The organism is Paracoccus laeviglucosivorans (assembly GCF_900182695.1).
In the GTDB taxonomy this organism is placed as follows: domain Bacteria; phylum Pseudomonadota; class Alphaproteobacteria; order Rhodobacterales; family Rhodobacteraceae; genus Paracoccus; species Paracoccus laeviglucosivorans.
The window spans coordinates 283,201-302,112 of record NZ_FXTK01000004.1; the positions used below are offsets into that span (position 1 = coordinate 283,201).

At 63.0% G+C, this 18,912-nt stretch carries 20 protein-coding genes; 9 read left to right on the forward strand and 11 right to left on the reverse strand.

The genetic code is table 11. The annotated features are described in order from the left end of the window. Positions 1-26 precede the first annotated feature (26 nt). Positions 27-743, forward strand: a complete 717-nt coding sequence (recO, locus tag FN835_RS06975; RefSeq protein WP_142662484.1) for a DNA repair protein RecO — start codon at positions 27-29, stop codon at positions 741-743. On the opposite strand, the gene FN835_RS06980 is transcribed toward recO, so the two are convergent. Continuing rightward, positions 744-1,166, reverse strand: coding sequence for an META domain-containing protein (locus FN835_RS06980; protein WP_142662485.1), 423 nt, complete (start codon positions 1,164-1,166; stop codon positions 744-746). A gap of 78 nt (positions 1,167-1,244) precedes the next feature. Further along, positions 1,245-2,897 carry an acyl-CoA dehydrogenase family protein gene (locus FN835_RS06985; protein WP_142662486.1) on the reverse strand — a complete coding sequence of 551 codons (1,653 nt, stop codon included), beginning with the start codon at positions 2,895-2,897 and terminating at the stop codon, positions 1,245-1,247. 148 nt (positions 2,898-3,045) lie between these two features. Here FN835_RS06985 and FN835_RS06990 point away from each other — a divergent pair, with 148 nt between their 5' ends. The 5 genes from FN835_RS06990 to FN835_RS07010 are packed head-to-tail and all read left to right on the forward strand — an operon-like array spanning position 3,046 to position 7,340. Continuing rightward, positions 3,046-3,807, forward strand: a complete 762-nt coding sequence (locus tag FN835_RS06990; protein WP_142662487.1) for a sulfite exporter TauE/SafE family protein — start codon at positions 3,046-3,048, stop codon at positions 3,805-3,807. A gap of 38 nt (positions 3,808-3,845) precedes the next feature. Further along, a complete protein-coding gene (gene dapE, locus FN835_RS06995) occupies positions 3,846-4,994 on the forward strand; it encodes a succinyl-diaminopimelate desuccinylase (RefSeq protein ID WP_142662488.1) in 1,149 nt (382 codons plus the stop codon). After that, a complete protein-coding gene (locus FN835_RS07000; protein WP_142662489.1) occupies positions 4,991-5,407 on the forward strand; it encodes a GNAT family N-acetyltransferase in 417 nt (138 codons plus the stop codon). The genes dapE and FN835_RS07000 overlap by 4 nt, the downstream gene beginning before the upstream one ends. Continuing rightward, positions 5,408-5,911 carry a hypothetical protein gene (locus tag FN835_RS07005; protein WP_142662490.1) on the forward strand — a complete coding sequence of 168 codons (504 nt, stop codon included), beginning with the start codon at positions 5,408-5,410 and terminating at the stop codon, positions 5,909-5,911. Between the two features lie 49 nt (positions 5,912-5,960). Then, positions 5,961-7,340, forward strand: a complete 1,380-nt coding sequence (locus tag FN835_RS07010) for a glutamate--cysteine ligase (protein ID WP_142662491.1) — start codon at positions 5,961-5,963, stop codon at positions 7,338-7,340. 37 nt (positions 7,341-7,377) lie between these two features. Here FN835_RS07010 and FN835_RS07015 read toward each other — a convergent pair whose 3' ends face one another. The 6 genes from FN835_RS07015 to FN835_RS07040 form a co-directional block, all read right to left on the reverse strand. Beyond that, positions 7,378-7,788, reverse strand: a complete 411-nt coding sequence (locus FN835_RS07015; RefSeq protein ID WP_142662492.1) for a DUF2852 domain-containing protein — start codon at positions 7,786-7,788, stop codon at positions 7,378-7,380. A gap of 86 nt (positions 7,789-7,874) precedes the next feature. Then, positions 7,875-8,486 carry a TetR/AcrR family transcriptional regulator gene (locus FN835_RS07020; protein ID WP_142662493.1) on the reverse strand — a complete coding sequence of 204 codons (612 nt, stop codon included), beginning with the start codon at positions 8,484-8,486 and terminating at the stop codon, positions 7,875-7,877. Between the two features lie 11 nt (positions 8,487-8,497). Beyond that, a complete protein-coding gene (locus FN835_RS07025; RefSeq protein ID WP_142662494.1) occupies positions 8,498-8,788 on the reverse strand; it encodes an HPr family phosphocarrier protein in 291 nt (96 codons plus the stop codon). Beyond that, entirely contained in the window at positions 8,785-9,210 is a 426-nt protein-coding gene (locus tag FN835_RS07030; RefSeq protein ID WP_142662495.1) for a PTS sugar transporter subunit IIA, read from the reverse strand. The genes FN835_RS07025 and FN835_RS07030 overlap by 4 nt, the downstream gene beginning before the upstream one ends. Before the next feature lie 31 nt (positions 9,211-9,241). Next, positions 9,242-10,192, reverse strand: coding sequence for an RNase adapter RapZ (gene rapZ, locus FN835_RS07035; RefSeq protein ID WP_425467461.1), 951 nt, complete (start codon positions 10,190-10,192; stop codon positions 9,242-9,244). Between the two features lie 51 nt (positions 10,193-10,243). Then, a complete protein-coding gene (locus tag FN835_RS07040; protein ID WP_342778589.1) occupies positions 10,244-10,825 on the reverse strand; it encodes an HPr kinase/phosphorylase in 582 nt (193 codons plus the stop codon). Positions 10,826-10,898: 73 nt separating this feature from the next. Between FN835_RS07040 and FN835_RS07045 the strand changes: the two genes are divergently transcribed. Then, positions 10,899-12,497: a phosphoenolpyruvate carboxykinase gene (locus FN835_RS07045; RefSeq protein ID WP_142662497.1), complete on the forward strand. Its 1,599-nt coding sequence runs from the start codon at positions 10,899-10,901 to the stop codon at positions 12,495-12,497. A gap of 209 nt (positions 12,498-12,706) precedes the next feature. Further along, positions 12,707-13,345, forward strand: a complete 639-nt coding sequence (locus FN835_RS07050; RefSeq protein WP_185958607.1) for a DUF3885 domain-containing protein — start codon at positions 12,707-12,709, stop codon at positions 13,343-13,345. 56 nt (positions 13,346-13,401) lie between these two features. Here FN835_RS07050 and rnr read toward each other — a convergent pair whose 3' ends face one another. Beyond that, a complete protein-coding gene (gene rnr, locus FN835_RS07055; protein WP_142662499.1) occupies positions 13,402-15,657 on the reverse strand; it encodes a ribonuclease R in 2,256 nt (751 codons plus the stop codon). 138 nt (positions 15,658-15,795) lie between these two features. Here rnr and FN835_RS07060 point away from each other — a divergent pair, with 138 nt between their 5' ends. Continuing rightward, positions 15,796-17,433, forward strand: coding sequence for an FMN-binding glutamate synthase family protein (locus FN835_RS07060; protein WP_142662500.1), 1,638 nt, complete (start codon positions 15,796-15,798; stop codon positions 17,431-17,433). A 439-nt stretch (positions 17,434-17,872) separates the two neighbouring features. Here the strand turns inward: FN835_RS07060 and FN835_RS07065 are convergent, their stop codons facing one another. Together FN835_RS07065 and fdhD are read right to left on the reverse strand one after the other, a co-directional pair. Further along, positions 17,873-18,112, reverse strand: a complete 240-nt coding sequence (locus FN835_RS07065; protein WP_142662501.1) for a formate dehydrogenase subunit delta — start codon at positions 18,110-18,112, stop codon at positions 17,873-17,875. Further along, a complete protein-coding gene (gene fdhD / locus FN835_RS07070; protein WP_142662502.1) occupies positions 18,109-18,912 on the reverse strand; it encodes a formate dehydrogenase accessory sulfurtransferase FdhD in 804 nt (267 codons plus the stop codon). The genes FN835_RS07065 and fdhD overlap by 4 nt, the downstream gene beginning before the upstream one ends.

Consider the following 18,912-nt stretch of genomic DNA (forward strand, 5'->3'; position numbering starts at 1 on the left):
GGTGATTGCGAAGGAAAGGTGAATGCATGGAATGGCACGGTGAGGCAAGCGTGATGCGGACCCGCAGGCACGGCGAAAACGCTGTGATCCTGACGGTGCTGGCACGCGATGCGGGGCTGGTCTCGGGGGTGGTTCCCGGCGGCGCCAGCGCAAAGCGCGCCGCCATGCTGCAACCCGGCAATCGCATCAGCCTGCGCTGGCGGGCGCGGCTTGAGGATCAGCTGGGCACCTTCAGCGCCGAACCTGCGCGCGCCCGTCCCGGTCTGCTGAACAGCGCCGATGCCTTGGCGGGCATCAACGCGGTGACGGGACTTCTGACCTATGCCCTGCCCGAACGCGACCCCCATCCGCGCCTGACCGACGCGACCGAGGCGCTGATGGACCGCATGGATACCGGCGACCCATGGGCCGAGGATTATCTGCGATGGGAGCTGGGCCTGCTGGATGAGTTGGGCTTTGGCCTTGATCTGGGCAGTTGCGCCGTGACCGGATCGCGCGACGGTCTGGCCTATGTCAGCCCGCGTTCGGGTCGTGCGGTCAGCGCACAGGCGGCGGGTGATTGGGCACCCAAGCTGTTGCCTTTGCCCGCGATGCTTGGCGGGCGCGGCAATGGCGGGGTCGCGGACGCCCTGGCGCTGACGGGGTATTTTCTGGAAACCCGGCTGGCCGAGCTTCACGCAGGCAAGCCCCTGCCGCCATCGCGCGCCAGACTGGTTGCGCGGCTGATGGCGGCAGAGCGGTGATCACTGTTCCTTGCGGTAGCCCGGCTCATAGGTCAGGTAGGTCGGGCCGGTGATGATCAGCACGCCACCCTCATATTTGATGCCATCGGCCTGTGACAGCGCCTCGAAATAGCGGTTCTCAAGGCGGCCGGCATTGCCCGAACAGGCCATGCGGGTGTTGGTCACCGCACCCAGCTTGAAGGCCGGCGGTTCGGCGGTCTGGGGCGCGTTATAGTGGTTGCAGGGCGCCTGCCCGGAAAGCGAGCCATCCGCCTCGATCGTCAGGCCGACATTGCGCTGGGGCACGGTATCCGAACCGATCCCCACCAGAACATATTGCCCGGTCGGGATGTTATGCGCCGGATCGGTCGGCGCGGCAGGTTCGCAGGCGGCCAGCGCGGTGACGGCAGCCAGCGCGGCAGAAAGGGTCAGGATACGGGTCATATGAGGCTCCATTCTGTCATGTTGCGGCCATAATGCCCGAACGCCCCCCGCTGTCCAGCCGGAGGCGATATTTTCCCGCTACCCCAGTAACCTGCGTGCAATAACCTGAGCCTGAATCTCGGCGGCACCCTCGAAGATGTTCAGGATACGGGCGTCGCACAGCACGCGGCTGATGGTGTATTCCAGCGCAAACCCGTTTCCGCCGTGGATCTGCAGCGCATTATCGGCCGAGGACCACGCCACCCGTGCGCCCAGCAGCTTGGCCATCCCAGCCTCAAGATCGCAGCGGCGACCGTGATCCTTTTCCCAGGCGCTGAAATAGGTCAGCTGGCGGGCGATCATGATTTCCACCGCCATCATGGCCAGCTTGTCGGCCACGCGCGGAAACTGCACCAACGAGCGCCCGAACTGCTTGCGGTCCAGCGCATATTGCAGCCCGGTCTCGCACGCGGACTGGGCCACCCCCACAGCACGAGCAGCGGTCTGAATACGGGCGGATTCAAAGGTTTCCATCAACTGTTTAAAGCCGCGTCCAGGTTCGCCGCCCAACAGGTTTTCGCCGCGCACCCGGAACCCGTCAAATGCCAGTTCGTATTCCTTCATGCCGCGATAGCCCAGCACCTCGATCTCACCCCCCGTCATGCCGGGGGTCGGGAACGGCTCGTTATCCGTGCCGGGGGTCTTTTCGGCCAGAAACATCGACAGCCCGCGCCAGTCGCTGCTGGCCGGGTCGGTCCGGGCCAGAAGCGTCATCACATGGGTGCGCTGCGCATGGGTGATCCATGTCTTGTTGCCGGTGACAACCCAATCGTCACCGTCCTGCACGGCCCGCGTCCGCAGGCTACCAAGGTCCGAGCCGGTATTTGGCTCGGTAAACACAGCCGTCGACAATATTTCGCCCGAGGCCAGACCGGGCAGCCATTTCGCCTTTTGCGCCTCTGTCCCGCCGCACAGGATCAGCTCTGCGGCAATCTCGCTGCGCGTGCCCAGCGAGCCTACGCCGATATAGCCGCGCGACAATTCCTCGGTCACGACCGCCATCGAGGCTTTGGACAGGCCCAAGCCCCCATATTCTTCTGGGATGGTCAGCCCGAAAACGCCAAGTTCGGCCAGTTCCTGAATGATTTCAATGGGGATCAACTGATCCGTCAGGTGCCATTCATGGGCGTTCGGGATCACGCGTTCATCGGCATAGCGACGGAACTGGTCGCGGATCATCTCCAGTTCCTCGTCCAGACCCGAGGCGCCAAAGGTCGCACGGCCCTGATTTTCCTGCATCAAGGCCACAAGTTCGGCACGTGCGGCAGGGGTGTTTCCGGCCATCAGGCGGCGCAAATCGGCATCGGGCTGCCAGTCCAGCCCAAGATCCGACAGGCGGGCGAATTCCGTCTGGCTCATCGGGATGCCGCCCGCGATCTGGGACAGGTATTCGCCCAGACCGATCTGCAGGATCAGCGCCTCGGCCCGGCCCAAGCCGACCGTTTGCGCCAGACGGTCCGCCCAACCCGTAAGCTGGCGCAACGATTCGACATAGGTGGCCAGCCAGGACAGCGCATGGGCCGCGTGCTGATGTTCGTCCAAAAGCGCGGGATCAGGCTTGCCCGCTGGTGCCACAAGGGCGCGCAAAGCTTCGGTCGCATCGGTCAAAATCACGCCAAGGCCGGGCATCGCGGCCTTGGCGGCATCAAGCAGGGCGGCGGGCTGGTCGGCCATGGCAGGCGCATCCTTCATCGGCATTTCCCCTATGCGGCAATGCAGCATGTTTAGCCGCTTCGCAGCGTTCGCGCAACTATCATGCCAATTGCTGGCATAAAAAGAACGATTGTAACCTTCGCGATCCCGCTTGCATCCGGTCGCACAGCGGTTATCCCATGCTGCCATGTTCGGCCTTGATCCCTTTCACCTATGGACCGCCATTGCCGTCACGCTGTTTGCGGGCTTCGTGAAGGGCGCGATCGGCTTTGCGATGCCCATTATCATGGTGTCGGTGCTTGGATCGTTCCTGACCGCGCAGCAGGCATTGGCTGCGGTCATCCTGCCTGTCCTGATCACTAACATTCATCAGGCACTGCGGCATGGCTGGGGTCCGGCTTGGCAGGCCGTGGTCAGCTATCGCTGGCATATCGGCGCAGTACTGGCGATGATCCCGGTCAGTGCGGGGCTTGCGACCTTAATTCCGCAATGGCTGATGTATGGGCTGCTGGGCCTGCCGATCACGCTATATGCGGTCTGGCAGCTGACCGGGCGCAGCATGGTGGTGCCGCTGCATCACCGGCGCCGGGCCGAGATCGTCACGGGCATCATCGGCGGGCTTTACGGCGGCATCTCGGGTATCTGGGGGCCGCCGCTGATCGTATTCCTGCTGTCCACCAACGTCCCCAAGGAAGAACAGATGCGCGTGCAGGGCGTCGTGTTCTTTCTGGGCGCTGCGGTTCTTAGCGTCACCCATATCCAGACCGGCGTGCTAAATGCCGACAGCCTGCCGTTTTCGGCGCTGCTGGTCATTCCGGCGATCATCGGCATGGCCATCGGCTATCTGGCGCATGACCGGCTGGACATCGCCCAGTTCCGGCGCTGGACGCTGATCCTGCTGGTGCTGACGGGCCTGAATCTGCTGCGGCGCGCGCTGGAGCTTTTCTGACGCGCGGTGTAACCCTGCCTCCACGACAGGAGGCCGCTATGACCCATATCCCCGACGCCGCCGCGCTGACCGCGCAACTGATCCGCTGCCCCTCGGTCACCCCCGAGGAAGGCGGCGCACTGGTCCTGCTGACCGAAGTGCTGGCCGAAGCGGGTTTCGAATGTCAGCGCATCGACCGCAATGGCACGCCGAACCTGTTTGCCCGCTGGGGTGCCAAGGGGGCCGAACGGACCTTTGGCTTTAACGGCCATACCGATGTCGTGCCGCCCGGCGATGTGGCCGCATGGACCCATCCGCCGTTTTCGGGGCACGAGGCGGACGGGCTGATCTGGGGGCGCGGCGCGACCGACATGAAATCCGGCGTCGCGGCCTTCGTCGCGGCAGCCGTCGCGCTGGTGACGGAAAACCCGCCAGACGGCGCGATCATCCTGACCATCACCGGCGATGAGGAAGGCCCAAGCCGCGACGGCACACGCGCCCTGCTGGACTGGATGGCCGCTGCGGGTGAACGCATGGATGTCTGCATCGTGGGCGAGCCGTCGAACCCTGACCGCATGGGCGAGATGATCAAGATCGGGCGGCGCGGCTCGATGACGTTGCAGATTGCGGCGCGTGGCATTCAGGGCCATGCCGCCTATCCGCATCGGGCCAGAAACCCGCTTCATGCACTGGTCGCGCTGCTGAATGACCTGACCGCCCGACCGCTGGACAATGGGACCGAGCATTTCGATCCCTCGGGGCTGCAGGTCACCACCGTCGATTGCGGCAATCCGGCATCGAACGTGATCCCGGCCCTTGCGCGCGCCACCGTGAACATCCGCTTCAACGACGCGCATAGCTCGGAAAGCCTTGACCGGATGATCCGCGACAAGGCCGCAGCGATCGCCGAAGCCACCGGCGTCAGCTTCGAGATCGAAACCGAGGTATCGGGCGAAAGCTTCCTGACCCGCCCCGGCCCCTTTGTCGATCTGGTGCGCGGCGTCGTGCAGCAGGCGACGGGGCTTGATCCGGTCCTGTCCACCTCGGGCGGGACTTCGGATGCGCGTTTCGTCAAAGACCACTGCCCGGTCCTTGAATTCGGCCTTGTGGGCCATTTCATGCATCAGGTCGATGAGCGTGTGCCCGCAGATCAGGTCCGCCAGCTTGCCGCCATCTATCGCACCATTCTGGAACGCTATTTCGCATGATCGAAAAGACCCAAGACATCGCCACCTGCCGCCAGATCCGCCATGAAGTTTTCGTGGTCGAGCAACTGGTCCCCGAAGCCGAGGAATGGGACGACCTCGACGGCGATGCGATCCACCTGATCGCCCGCGACGACAGCGGACAACCCATCGGCACGGCGCGCATCCTGTTCGACGGTGAAACCGGCAAGATCGGCCGCGTCGCCGTGCGCAAGGCTGGACGCGGCACCGGCATCGGCGCGGCCCTGATCCGCGCCGCGCTGGAGGAACTGGCCCAGACCCCCGGCATCACCCGCGCGAAGCTGGGTGCGCAGACCCATGCCATCGGTTTTTACGAAAAGCTGGGTTTCACCGTCTATGGTCCCGAATATCAGGACGGCGGCATCCCCCATCGCGACATGACGCGGGAGCTGTGATTGATCCGCCCCGAGCTGCGTCCATGGGCTGAAACGGTTGCCGCGCTGGCCGCGACGGCCTTCGGCATCTGGGTCTTCTCATTGGGTGGGTTCATCCTGTGGCCTGTCGGCACGCTGATCGCGGGCGCGTCGGCCATCTGGGCGCTGGACGCGCGGCGGCGCATGCGATTTCACAGCAATGCCTCGGCCCCCGGCGTGGTCGAACTGGATGAGGGCGCGATTCGCTATCTTTCCCCAGACCGCGTGCTGGGCGGAGAGATCCCGCTGCGCGACCTGTCCGAAATCCGGCTGATGCGCCTGAATGAACGGCGGCACTGGCGGCTGAAAAGCCTTGACGGTCAAGCCCTTCTGATCCCGGTCGAGGCGAAGGGCGCCGAAGGTCTGGCCAGCGCCTTTGCCGCGCTGCCGGGCGTGGACATGGGGCGCATCGCAAATGCCCTGTCAAGTGACGGCCCCGCAATCCAGACCCTTTGGACGAGGACGGATCGCCCCCGCTTGACTTGAGCCGCTGGGATTGCCACCTGTGGCGGATAAAGGCAACGAAAGGCCACCGATGTCCATTCCTCAACAGGGCGGCGGCCCGATCGAGCGTCCCGAACAACTGGCGGAATATATCGCCTCGGGCGAAAAACCCAAGGATCGCTGGCGTATCGGCACCGAGCACGAGAAATTCGGCTATCGCCATTCCGACCTTGCCCCCCTGCCCTATGACGCGCCCGAAGGTCAGGCCAGCGTCAAGGCGATGCTGGAAGGGATCGGCAACCGCTATGGCTGGTCACCGGTGCGCGAGGCCGGGCATATCATCGGGCTGGAACGCGACGGCGCGAATGTCAGCCTTGAACCCGGTGGGCAACTGGAACTGTCCGGCGCCCCGGTCGAAACCATCCATCAGACCTGCGACGAGGTGAACCAGCATCTGGCCGAGGTGAAATCCGTGGCCGACGATCTGGGCGCCGGCTTCATCGGTCTTGGCGCGGCCCCGGTCTGGTCGCAGGACCAGATGCCGATGATGCCCAAGGGCCGCTACCGGCTGATGACCGACTATATGGGCCGGGTGGGCGAACTTGGCACGCAGATGATGTATCGCACCTGCACCGTGCAGGTGAACCTGGACTTCGGGTCGGAAGCCGACATGGTGCAGAAGCTGCGCGTGGCGCTGGCACTGCAACCGGTTGCGACGGCGCTGTTTGCGAACTCGCCCTTCCTCGACAACAAACCCAACGGCATGAAAAGCTGGCGGGCGCATATCTGGCAGAACCTGGACGAGGCCCGCACCGGCCTGCTGCCCTTCGCCTTTGAAGACGGCATGGGCTATGAACGCTGGGTGGATTACGTTTTGGACGTGCCGATGTATTTCGTCTATCGCGACGGCAAATACATCAACGCGCTGGGGCAAAGCTTCCGCGACTTTATGAAGGGTCAGCTTCCCGCGCTGCCGGGCGAGATCCCCACACTGTCGGACTGGGCCGATCACCTGACGACCGTTTTCCCCGAAGCCCGCGTCAAGAAGTTCATCGAAATGCGCGGCGCCGATGGTGGCCCGTGGCGCCGCCTTTGCGCCCTGCCCGCGCTGTGGGTCGGCCTGATCTATGACCAGTCGGCGCTGGATGCGGCATGGGATCTGTGCAAGGGCTGGACGCATGAACAGCGCAACGGTCTGCGCGTGGCGGCGGCGCGTCAGGGTCTGCAAGGCGAATATGACGGGCTGCGCCTGCATGACATCGCCCGCGACGTGCTGGAAATCGCCGAGCATGGGTTGAAGAACCGCGCGCGCCCCGGCCAGAACGGTCTGGTCCCAGATGAAACCCATTTCCTGAACGCGCTGAAGGAAAGCGTCGATAGCGGCAAGGTTCCGGCGGATGAGTTGCTGGCACGCTATCACGGCGAATGGGGCGGCGATCTGTCCAAGATCTACGGCGAATATTCTTACTGAAAAGCGAAGGGCCGGGGATCACCCGGCCCTTTTGGCATCACGACTGCAATTCGCGCGGTTCCTTGCGGCTTTGCATGAACTGGTCGAATTCCGACTTGTCCTTGGCTTCGCGCAGCTTCTGCAGGAAGTCCAGAAACTCATTATGTTCATCTTCCAGACGCTTCAGGGTTTCTTCGCGGTAGGCGTCAAAAACCGTGTTGCCGCTGGACTGGAACTGGCTGCTGTGGCGGCTGCGACGGTCATGGCGGTGGCGGCAGGAAAACATACGTTTGCTCCAGATCATATATCCCAGAATGGCAAGGCCGACAGGCCAGGCCGCGACAAAGGCCAGGATCATCGCGACGATCCAGGCGCCCTTGCCACGCTCATCCAGCCAGTCGCGGATGGCGGCCAGGGCCGTGCCGATCCGGTCCATGACGGACGGGCGTGTGGCGAAGTCAGTGTTCATTTGGCTCCCTTTCTCTATGTGAATGTTAATCACATTTACATAGATGGAGAGCCTTGGCCCGCCTTCAATGGGTCGGGTGCAAAAATTTATGCCGAAATTACGCCAAGCCCGCGCAGATAGATCAGCGCCCCGCTTTCCAGCATGTCTTCTGGCGAAATGGGCGAACGGCCACCCGGCTTGCCGCGGCTGAACAGTTCGACCACGCCATGGCTCATGGCCCAGATGTGATCGGCGACCATCCAGGCGGGCGGGCGCTGCCCCCCTGTGGCGTTGCGAAACAACTCTTCGGCACCGCGCACCAGCACGCCACGCGCGCGGTCGGCAGCCTGGGTCAGGCCGGAATTCCCGGTGATCGAGATGCCCGATTCGAACATGGCGATGTAAGAGCCGCGCCGTTCTGCGGCAAAGGCCAGATAGGCTTTGCCCATATGCAGGAACGCGGTCAAAGCTGTGGGACGTCCATCGGCAAAGGCGGCTTCCAGCCGATCGGCGAATTCCTCGAAGCCCTGCCGGGCGACTTCCTCAAGCAATTCGTCCCGACCGGCAAAATGGCGATAGGGCGCGGCGGCGCTGACGCCCGCCTGACGCGCAGCCTCAGCCAGAGTAAAGGCTTGCGGGCCCTTCTCCTCGATCAGTTGCACGGTCGCTTCGACCAGCGCCTGACGCAGATTGCCGTGATGGTATGAGGAACGGGCCAAGTCAGCGGCCCTTACATGCCTTCGCCGAAGTAATCCCCGACCAGCGCGGACAAGGCATCGGCCAATTCACCTGCCTGCGCGCCCTTAGTCGTGACGCGGATCGTGCTGCCGCGCGGCGCGGTCAGCATCAAAAGACCCATGATCGAATCGCCGGACACGCTCATCCCATCCTTTTCGACGGTGGCGCGGGCATCGAAACGCTCGACGGTTTCGACGAATTTGGCGCTGGCCCGCGCGTGCAGACCTTTTTCGTTGATGATTTGCAGTTCGCGGGTAACTGACCCGTGGCTTAGATCATTCATGAGGCGGCGCGGCTTGGAACGGGGATGATGTCGGCAGGCAGCACATCGTAACTGTTGATGTATTTCCGACCCGCGTCCTTGGCCAGCGTTACCGCATCCGCCACCGACAATTTGCGCGATTTTGCCAGCTTTACCAGCATGGGCAGGTTCGCACCGTATAGGATTGAGCGATTGCGCGCATGACACGCCATCAGCGAAAGGTTCGAGGGCGAGCCGCCAAACAGATCCGTGACCACCACGACCCCATCCCCGGTATCGACCGAGTCGGCGGCGGCGCAGATTTCGGCCTGCTTTTCGCCGCGATCATGGTTTTCCTCAATCGTCACGGCGCGGATACCCGATTGTGGCCCAACGACATGCTCGACCGCCGAGAGATATTCTCGGGCGAGCCCCCCATGTGCCACGATGACAATTCCGATCAAATTTCCCCACCACGCATGGTCTGCCGCATGTTCACGCCGAAACTGCGCGGGGACTGGCGTTCTGGCCATCATCCGCAGGTGCCGGCGCCTTTTCACGGCGTTCAAGTTCCCGATGTCTAGTTGACACTTGCCAGCCTGCTTTCGCAAGCGCATCTGCCATTTTTTCCGCCATTGTGACGGAACGGTGTTGCCCTCCGGTGCAGCCAAAGCCGATCACCAGATGGGCTTTGCCCTCCTCCAGATGTGCGGGAAGGACAAAAAGCAGCAATTCCAGAATGCGGTCAAAGAATTCGGCGAATCGCGAATCAGCGGCGACGTATTCCTGCACCGCAGCATCGCACCCGTTCAAAGGGCGCAAAGACGGCTCCCAATGCGGATTTGCCAGAAAGCGGCAGTCGAACATCGTATCGACCCCGCGCGGCACCCCCCGCTTATAGGAAAACGACTGGACCGAGACGGTCAGCCGCCGCCCTGGCTCGGTATCGAACCAGCGCGCCAGCTCGGCCTTCAGGTCATGGGGTGACAGTTCGGATGTATCGACCAGCACATCGGCCCGCGCCTTGATCGGGGCCAGCATGTCGCGTTCAGCCAGAATCGCGTCCAGCGGCGCACCTTCGGACCGTAAAGGATGGCGGCGGCGCGTTTCGTTGAAGCGGCGCAAAAGCTGTTCGGTGGCGCAGTCCAGAAACAGCACCTCGGGTTCATAAGCGGGCAGACGGGTCAGCCGATCAATCAGTTCGATCAGGTTCGCCGCCGAAAAGTCACGATTGCGCACGTCCAGCCCCAGTGCCAGCGGAACCGGCCGCGCAGGCCCGTCCAGCAAGCGCGGCACCAGCGACAAAGGCAGATTGTCGATTGCCTCGTAACCCAGATCTTCCAGCACGTTGATCGCGGTCGAGCGCCCGGCCCCGGATGGGCCGGTGATCAGGACCAGCCGCTGGGTCTGGTCGTCAGGCTTGATGTCTGTGGTCATGGCGGGCATCGACATGATGGTTCGGGGCACTGCCTTTAGGGCGACCGATGGCCACTGGGGTCAAGTCTCCTCGGGGTCGGCACGCCTTGCGATCAGATATTGCAACAGGACTGGTGCAAGATGATCACGCCCCCGCCCCCAGACAAGAGGCAGGGACCGTCCCAGAAGATCAAGTTTTCTGTGAGGCGGCAGGCGTTGCGGTTCACTGCGGTCCAGATCGACGACAAGCGCCAGTTCGACCGGTCCCGCGGGCGCGGCGTGAAGAATGCCGACGCCCCGCGCCTCGATCCGACCCAGAATGGCGTCGGGGCAATGCGCGATCAAACGCCCGTCCCGCAGGGTCACGATCACGCGGTCGTCCGCGACCAGAGCCGCGCCCAAAGCCATCAACGCAAGCGCGAGCGTCGATTTTCCCGCCCCCGAGGCGCCAAGAATCATTAACCCCCGATTTTGCACCGCCACGCAGGTGCCATGCAGCATGATTTGGGCTTTATCATCCATTGGGCGAAACTGCTTCTTTGTTTGAATGAAGAACAATGGGAACTGCGCACATAAAAACCCCAGCAAAACCCCTATTTGATGATTGTTTGCGCCAACATCCTGTGGTTGCGCTAAACTTGTCCATAAGTGCGCTTTCGTCACTCAATTGCCATGCTATAGCACGAACCAACTGCTGGGCCCCACGGCCCGTCGATCATCAGGAGTTAAGCAGGACATGTCCGAACCGCGCGTAAATCCGAATTGCCGTCTCGAAGATCAGGGGATCTCGGGCCTTGGCAATGTCCATTACAATCTGGTCGAACCCGCGCTGATCGACGCCGCCCTGCAGCGCGGCGAAGGCAAGCTGGGTCTGGGCGGGACGTTCCTTGTCTCGACCGGCGCGCATACCGGCCGTTCGCCCAAGGACAAGTTCGTCGTCCGCACGCCCTCGGTGGAGGATTCGATCTGGTGGGAAAACAACAAGCCGATGGCCCCCGAGGCTTTCGACGTGCTTTACGCCGACATGCTGGCCCATATGAAGGGCAAGGACTATTTCGTTCAGGACCTGTTCGGCGGCGCCGATCCCGCGCTGCGCCTTGACGTCCGCGTCGTGACCGAACTGGCATGGCACAACCTGTTCATCCGCCACCTGCTGCGCCGCCCCGAGGCTGCGGAACTGGCGACCTTCGTTCCCGAATTCACCATCATCAACTGCCCGTCGTTCAAGGCCGACCCGGCCAAGCACGGCTGCCGTTCGGAAACGGTGATCGCGCTGAATTTCGACAAGAAGCTGATCCTGATCGGTGGCACCGCCTATGCGGGCGAAAACAAGAAGTCGGTCTTCACGCTGCTGAACTACATCCTGCCGGAAAAAGGCGTGATGCCGATGCACTGTTCGGCCAACCACGCCATCGGCAACCCCGATGACAGCGCGATCTTCTTCGGCCTGTCGGGCACCGGCAAGACCACGCTTTCGGCAGACCCCTCGCGCACGCTGATCGGCGATGACGAACATGGCTGGTCGGATCACGGCATCTTCAACTTCGAAGGCGGCTGCTACGCCAAGACGATCAACCTGTCGGCGGAAGCCGAGCCGGAGATCTATGCGACCTGCAGCAAGTTCGGGACCGTGATCGAGAACATGGTCTATGATCCCGAAACGCTTGTGCTGGACTTCGAGGACAACTCGATCACCGACAACATGCGCTGCGCCTATCCGCTGGACCAGATCTCGAACGCCTCGGCGGACAGTCTGGGCGGGATGCCGAAAAACGTCATCATGCTGACCTGCGATGCCTACGGCGTGCTGCCGCCCATCGCGCGTCTGACGCCGGCGCAGGCGATGTATCACTTCCTGTCGGGCTTCACGTCCAAGACGCCGGGGACCGAGGTGGGTGTGGTCGAGCCGACCCCGACCTTCTCGACCTGCTTCGGCGCGCCCTTCATGCCGCGCCGCCCCGAGGTTTACGGCAAGCTGCTGCAGGAAAAGATCAACGCCACCGGCGCACATTGCTGGCTGGTGAACACCGGCTGGACCGGCGGCGCCTTCGGCACCGGCAAGCGCATGCCGATCAAGGCGACCCGCGCGCTGCTGACCGCCGCGCTGGACGGTTCGCTGAACGACGTGCAGTTCCGCAAGGATCCGAATTTCGGCTTCGAGGTTCCGGTCTCGGTTCCGGGCGTTGACGACAAGCTGCTGGACCCGCGCCAGACTTGGGCAGACGGTTCGGCCTATGACGCGCAGGCATCGAAACTGGTGGGCATGTTCAGCGACAACTTCGCGCAATATGCCGACAAGATCGACGACGACGTGAAAGCCGCTGCGATCGGTTGAAGCCTTGGGACGGGGGCTCTGCCCCCCGCCTTTTTTGACCCCTGAACGGGGTCATAAAAGGCGCCCCCGGGGTATTTTCAGAACAGAGAAGAGCGGTCCTGCGGGGCCGCTTTTTCTTTTTCCATATGTGTTGGTGCAACCTTGCGGACATTGCTCAGCTTCGCAGTTTCGCAGATGATCCCGTAGCATCGGCGCATGGGATCAAAGCAGTGCAGCGACTCGAACAGGTATTCGGATGGGCCGACTTCCCCCAGCCATTATTTTACGAATGCGATTTCGCGCTCAGATTCGAGTTAGGCGGCACTCATGAAATGGGACCGATGCGCTTCTTGCAGGCAATGGACCGCGCTCGTTTAATCGCGTCTGAGGTGTTCGCCGGTGTTGAAACGCTGACCGTGATCATTCCCTTCCGAAGCCGTGGCTCCGGGGAAGAGATTCCTTTCCGATTGCGTAAGACCGCGCAGGCCATTGGCCTGTCCATAGCAAATGGCGCGACGACATATATGCCTCCTCGAGATTCAGGCGAGGCCGCGGATGAGATGGCAGGCTGGTGCCGCTTTCTTTTCTCCTTCGAGATTCGTAACGGCCCGGAGCAGATTTCCTGCTTGATCTGGGCGGCAGTCGCGAACGGAATGGGAATCAGACCTTCTTTCCCTCATATGGCCGCCAACTACATTGTAGACCTTGCAAGAGGTATTGCCATGCGTGTCTATGATGACCGTGGTATGGATTTGGTTGCAATCAGGCCTTCGCTACTGCGTCCCAGTTACGAACGATTCAATGGGTGGTTGCTTGACTATGATCGCGAACGGATGGCTGCGATGTTCGCCGCTGATCCGATGCAATAACAGTTCAGCAACATCCCGATGAATCACCGGTCCTGCAAACCGGCGCACACGCCCCATTAAACCCGCTTGCGCCGCCTTTTCGCCGCGCGCTTCACCTCGGCCAGCCGGGCCTGCGTGGCGCGTTTGCGCATCGGGCCCTTGCCGCGTCCGCGCGTGCCAGCGGATGGCATCGCCCGACCCTCGACCTCCAGCAATTCCAGCATCAGCCCGCCGGTCAACGGCACGGCTTCGGACAGGCGCACGGTGACGCGCTGGCCGATGCCGATTTCCAGCCCGGTCTCGGAACCCATCAGCACCTGCGCCTCGGGGTCGTAATGGAAATATTCGCGCCCGATTTCGCGGATCGGCAGCAACCCGTCGGCGCCAGTTTCATCCAGCCGGATGAACGCGCCGAATTTCTGCACGCCCGAGACTCTGCCGCTGAATTCCGCGCCCACCCGGTCAGCCAGATAGGCCGCCAGATAACGGTCGGTCGTGTCGCGTTCGGCGGCCATGGATCGGCGTTCGGTATCGCTTATCTGTTTCGCGGTTTCGGACAGGTTTTCGATATCCCAGTCTGACAGCCCGTCATTGCCCCATTTATGCCCAAGGATCAGTGCGCGATGCACGATCAGGTCGGAATAGCGCCGGATGGGTGAGGTGAAATGCGCATAGGACCGCAATGCCAGACCGAAATGGCCGTAGTTTTCGGGGTGGTAATAGGCCTGCTGCATCGACCGCAGCGCCGTCATGTTGATCAGTTCGTCGAAATCAGAACCCGCGGCCTGTTCCAGCAGCCGGTTCAGGTGACGGGTCTGCAAGACCTGCCCTTTGGCAAGGGTAAAGCCCGACGCCTCGGCCACCTCGCGCAGCGCATCCAGTTTCTCGGTGCTTGGTTCTTCATGGACGCGATACAGCAGCGGGCGGCGCAGCTTTTCCAGCTCCTCGGCGGCGGCGACGTTTGCCAGCACCATGAATTCCTCGATCAGCTTATGCGCATCGAAGCGTTCGCGGAAATTCACCGATTTCACCCGCCCGTCCGGGGTCAGGATGATCTTGCGTTCCGGCAGGTCCAGTTCCAGCGGCTGACGACGCGCGCGGGCGGATTTCAGCAGCGCGTATGCGTGCCATAGCGGCCTGATCACAGCGTCGATCAAAGGCGCGGTCTGGTCGTCAGGGTTGCCATCCGCCGCAGCCTGCGCCTGTTCATAGGAAAGGCTGGCCGGGCTGCGCATCATGCCGCGATGAAAGGTATGGCTGGTCTTGTTGCCGTCCGCGTCCAGCCGCATCCGCACCGCGATGACCGGGCGGTCTACGCCTTCGTGCAGCGAGCACAAATCGCCCGACAGCACATCGGGCAGCATCGGCACCACGCGGTCGGGGAAATAGCTGGAATTGCCGCGTTTGCGCGCCTCGCGGTCCAAAGCGGTGTTGGGGCGAACGTAATGCGCCACATCGGCAATGGCGACCCAGATATCGGCGCCGCCATCGTCGCGGATTTCGGCGGCCACAGCGTCGTCGTGGTCGCGCGCGTCCGACGGGTCGATGGTGACCAGCGGCAATTGGCGCAGATCCTCGCGCCCCTTCATGGTTGCGGGCTTGGCGGCATCGGCTTCGGCGATGACCTCATCGGGGAAATCGTCGGGGATGCCGTGCTGGTGAATGGCGATCAGGCTGACCGCGCGCGGGGCCGAGGGATCGCCCAGCCGTTCCGTCACCCGTGCCAGCGGCAGGCCGATACGACCGCGCGGGCCGACCTGTTCCGCCTCGACCAGCTCGCCGTTCTGCGCACCGTGGGCGTCGCCCGCGCGGACCTGCCATTCCTTGTCGCTGCCCTTGTCGATGGGCATGATCCGGCCACCTGCATCGGGGTTCGCACCCGCGCGATAGATACCCACGACGCGATGCGTGACCGTGCCGATGCGGCGGATCAGACGGGCCTGATAGGCGTGATCCTCGCCGCCTGTGGGGATCAGCCGGGCCAGAATGCGTTCACCGGGGGCCAGCGCCGGATCGGATTTCAGCGCCGCATACAGGATGCGCGGCATCGGACCGTCGCCCTGCCATTCCATGGGACGCGCGAAGATATCGCCGTCCTTGTCTGGCGGCAAAAGCTGCACCACGGTCACGGGCGGCAGTTTTTCGGCATCGTGGTAATGCCTGCGGCGGCGTTCCAGCAGCCCTTCCGCCTCAAGCTCTTTCAAAAGGCGCTTCAGCTCAATCCGCTCTGCCCCCTTGATGCCGAAGGCCTTGGCGATGTCGCGCTTGGCGGTGGCGTCGGGATGGGCCGAAACCCAGTCGAGAATCTGTTGTCGGGAAGGAAGCTGTGCCATGGGGCCACGCTATCACGCCGCATTGCCGCGCGGCAGATGCAAAAATGCGGGAGATGCTAAACGGAAAATTCACCGAATCGTCGTATATGTTGCACGTTACCTCGTCACAGGAGATCCCGCCCCAGGCAGGAGGAAAGATTGCCCCGGCTGCATAACCTGACCCGCTTTACCGTGCTGGGGCTTTGCGTCCTGTCATCCTTGTTCTTTGCCATCGTGCTGGCCGCAGGCTGGCGTTTCAGTGGGCTGTTTCTGCTGCTGTCGTTGGCGCTGGTCGCCTTGGGTATCCGCGATCTTTTTCAGCGCAACCACTCGATCCTGCGCAATTACCCCATCATCGGGCACATGCGTTTCATGTTCGAAGACATCCGCCCCGAGATGCGGCAATATCTGATCGAAAGCGACACGGACGAGCTGCCCTTTTCCCGCGAGACGCGCAGTCTGGTCTATCAGCGCGCTAAGGGGCAGGAAGATAAGCGCCCCTTCGGCACGACGGAAAAGGTGTATGAGGCGGGCTATGCTTGGGTGACGCATTCGGTCGCGCCCAAGACGATCACCGATACGGATTTCCGCTTGCTGATCGGCGGGCCGGATTGTCGCCAGCCCTATTCGGCATCGCTTTACAACATCTCGGCCATGAGCTTCGGGGCGCTGTCGGCGAATGCCATTCAGGCGCTGAACCGTGGGGCCAGCCTTGGCGGGTTTGCGCATGATACCGGCGAAGGCGGGATCAGCAGGCATCACCGTCAGCATGGCGGCGATCTGATCTATCAGGTCGCCTCGGGCTATTTCGGCTGCCGCGACGACCATGGACGCTTCGACCCGGAAAAATTCCGTGCACAGGCTGCCGATCCGCAGATCAAGATGATCGAGCTGAAGCTGAGCCAAGGGGCCAAACCCGGTCATGGCGGCATGTTGCCCGCCGCCAAGATCAGCCCCGAGATTGCCGAGGCGCGCGGCGTGCCCATGGGCGTCGATTGCATCTCTCCGCCGTCGCATAGCGCGTTCTCGACCCCGATCGAGATGATGGAGTTCATCAGGCAGCTGCGCGAATTGTCGGACGGCAAGCCCGTGGGCTTCAAGCTGTGTATCGGGCATCGTCGCGAATTCATGTGCATCGTCAAGGCGATGCTGCAAACCGGGATCACCCCCGATTTCATCGTCGTGGACGGTAAAGAAGGCGGCACCGGCTCGGCCCCGATGGAATTTGCAAGCCGCGTGGGGATGCCCATGCGCGAGGGGCTGCATTTCGTCCACAACACCCTGCGCGGCGCGGGTCTGCGCGACCGCATCAAGATCTGTGCGGCGGGCAAGATCGTGACCGCTTTCGACATCGCCCGCGCGTTGGCGCTGGGGGCTGACTGGTGCAATTCGGCGCGCGGCTTCATGTTCGCCATCGGCTGTATCCAGTCCCAGTCCTGCCACACCAACGCCTGCCCCGTCGGCATCGCGACGCAGGACAAGCTGCGTCAGCGCGCGCTGGATGTGGGCGACAAGGCCGAACGGGTGGCGCGTTTCCACCGCAACACGCTGCATGCGCTGGCCGAGATCGCAGGGGCAGCGGGCCTGAACTCTCCGGCAGAGTTTCTGCCCTATCACTTCATGTTCCGCCACAATGACGGGACTTTTCAGGATGGCAACGAAGCCTATCCCTATATGCCCGAGGGGTTCCTGTTCAGCGACCAACCATCGGAAGAACTGGATGTGTGGCGCCGCAGATGGGGCCGCGCCATGGCCGACACCTTCTCGCCCAAGGAAATCCCCAGCGGACGGTTCTAGGATTGCACAGCAAAGCGGACGACAGGAACGCCAACAGCCTTTGCCCGCTTTGCTGCACGAGAACGGAAGAAACCGAATGGCTGCGGGGTGCGACCTGTGCTTACGGCTGCCGCCACCGGAACCAAGCTGGCAGTAACGTTCAGAAGCAGCCAAGGATCGCATAAGCGGCAAGCGCGCTGGTCCTGAAAATTCCTGCCGAAATGCCGTCAGGTCAGCTGAATTCCTTGCCTCGGGTTATGCCCAAATACACGCTTTAAACCTGCGCTTTGCACAAGCCGCGGCAGCGGCGTTCGAACCGAAGCAAAGACTGCGGCGTCCACGAAGCGGGCGCGGGTCAAAACCGGGGCGCATCGTATCGCACCGGCAATCTGCGTTCGATCGGGATCGCATGTCATCCCGCCATACACGCCTCGATCCCGACGCCCGGTCGCAATATCCGTCAGGTCGGGGCGTCGCAGCCCTGCTGCACCAGCCGCACAAAGGCTGCGGCATCGCGCACGATCGGATCGGCCTCGGCCCCCGAATTGATCAGCGCCACGAAATCCTGCCGCATCCGGGGTGCCCAGTTGTGGTTGATATGGTCGGCCACCGCCTCGGGGGCGGGGCGGTCGGGCTGGCTGCGAAAGAAATCGGCCATCTGCGTGGCCATGCGGATCAGCTTGTCGTTCGGATTGCTCATTCAGGCGTCCTGATGCGTCTTGGATGGGTATGAAGATCGAAGCGGTCGCCGCGTGCGCGCGCAATGACGGTGATGCCCGCGCGCGCGGCCCAGTCCAGCGCCAAGCCGGTCGGCGCGCTGGCGCCGATCAGGACCGGCGCACCGATCCGCGCCGCTTTCTGCACCAGATCGACCGACAGACGCGATGACATGACGATGGCACCCTGCCCCGCGTCGATGCCGCGATCCGCAAGCGCACCTGCCAGCTTGTCCAGCGCATTGTGGCGGCCCACATCCTCGCGCACCACAGCGGTATGGCCGTTCCAGAACGCCGCGCCGTGGATCGCCGGAGTATCACGGCGCAGAACTTGACCAGCGGCCAAGGCCTGCATCGCGCGGCTCACGTCTTCAGGCGGCATGGCCCAGTCTGAGGTGACGGGAACGATGGCGGGCAATGCCTGCGCGATACTGTCCACGCCGCACAGCCCGCAACCCACAGGCCCGACCATGCTGCGCCGCCGTTCGGCCAGACCCGCCGCCAGACCGGGGCGCAACCACAACCGCGCCTCGTGCGCCGGGAAACCGTCCGCGGCCACCTCGGCCTGCTCGAATTCCAGCACATCGGCGGGGTTGGCGATCAGCCCCTCGGTCAGGGCAAAACCCAGAGCGAAGTCGCGCAGATCATGCGGGGTCGCCATCAGCACGGCCTGAGACATGCCGTCGATGACGATAGCGACCGGACATTCCTCTGGCTCGGGGGGCAGCGCGGCATCGTGCCACGCGCCGTCCCAGCGCAGCGCGCCGTCATGGCCGTCCCGCAT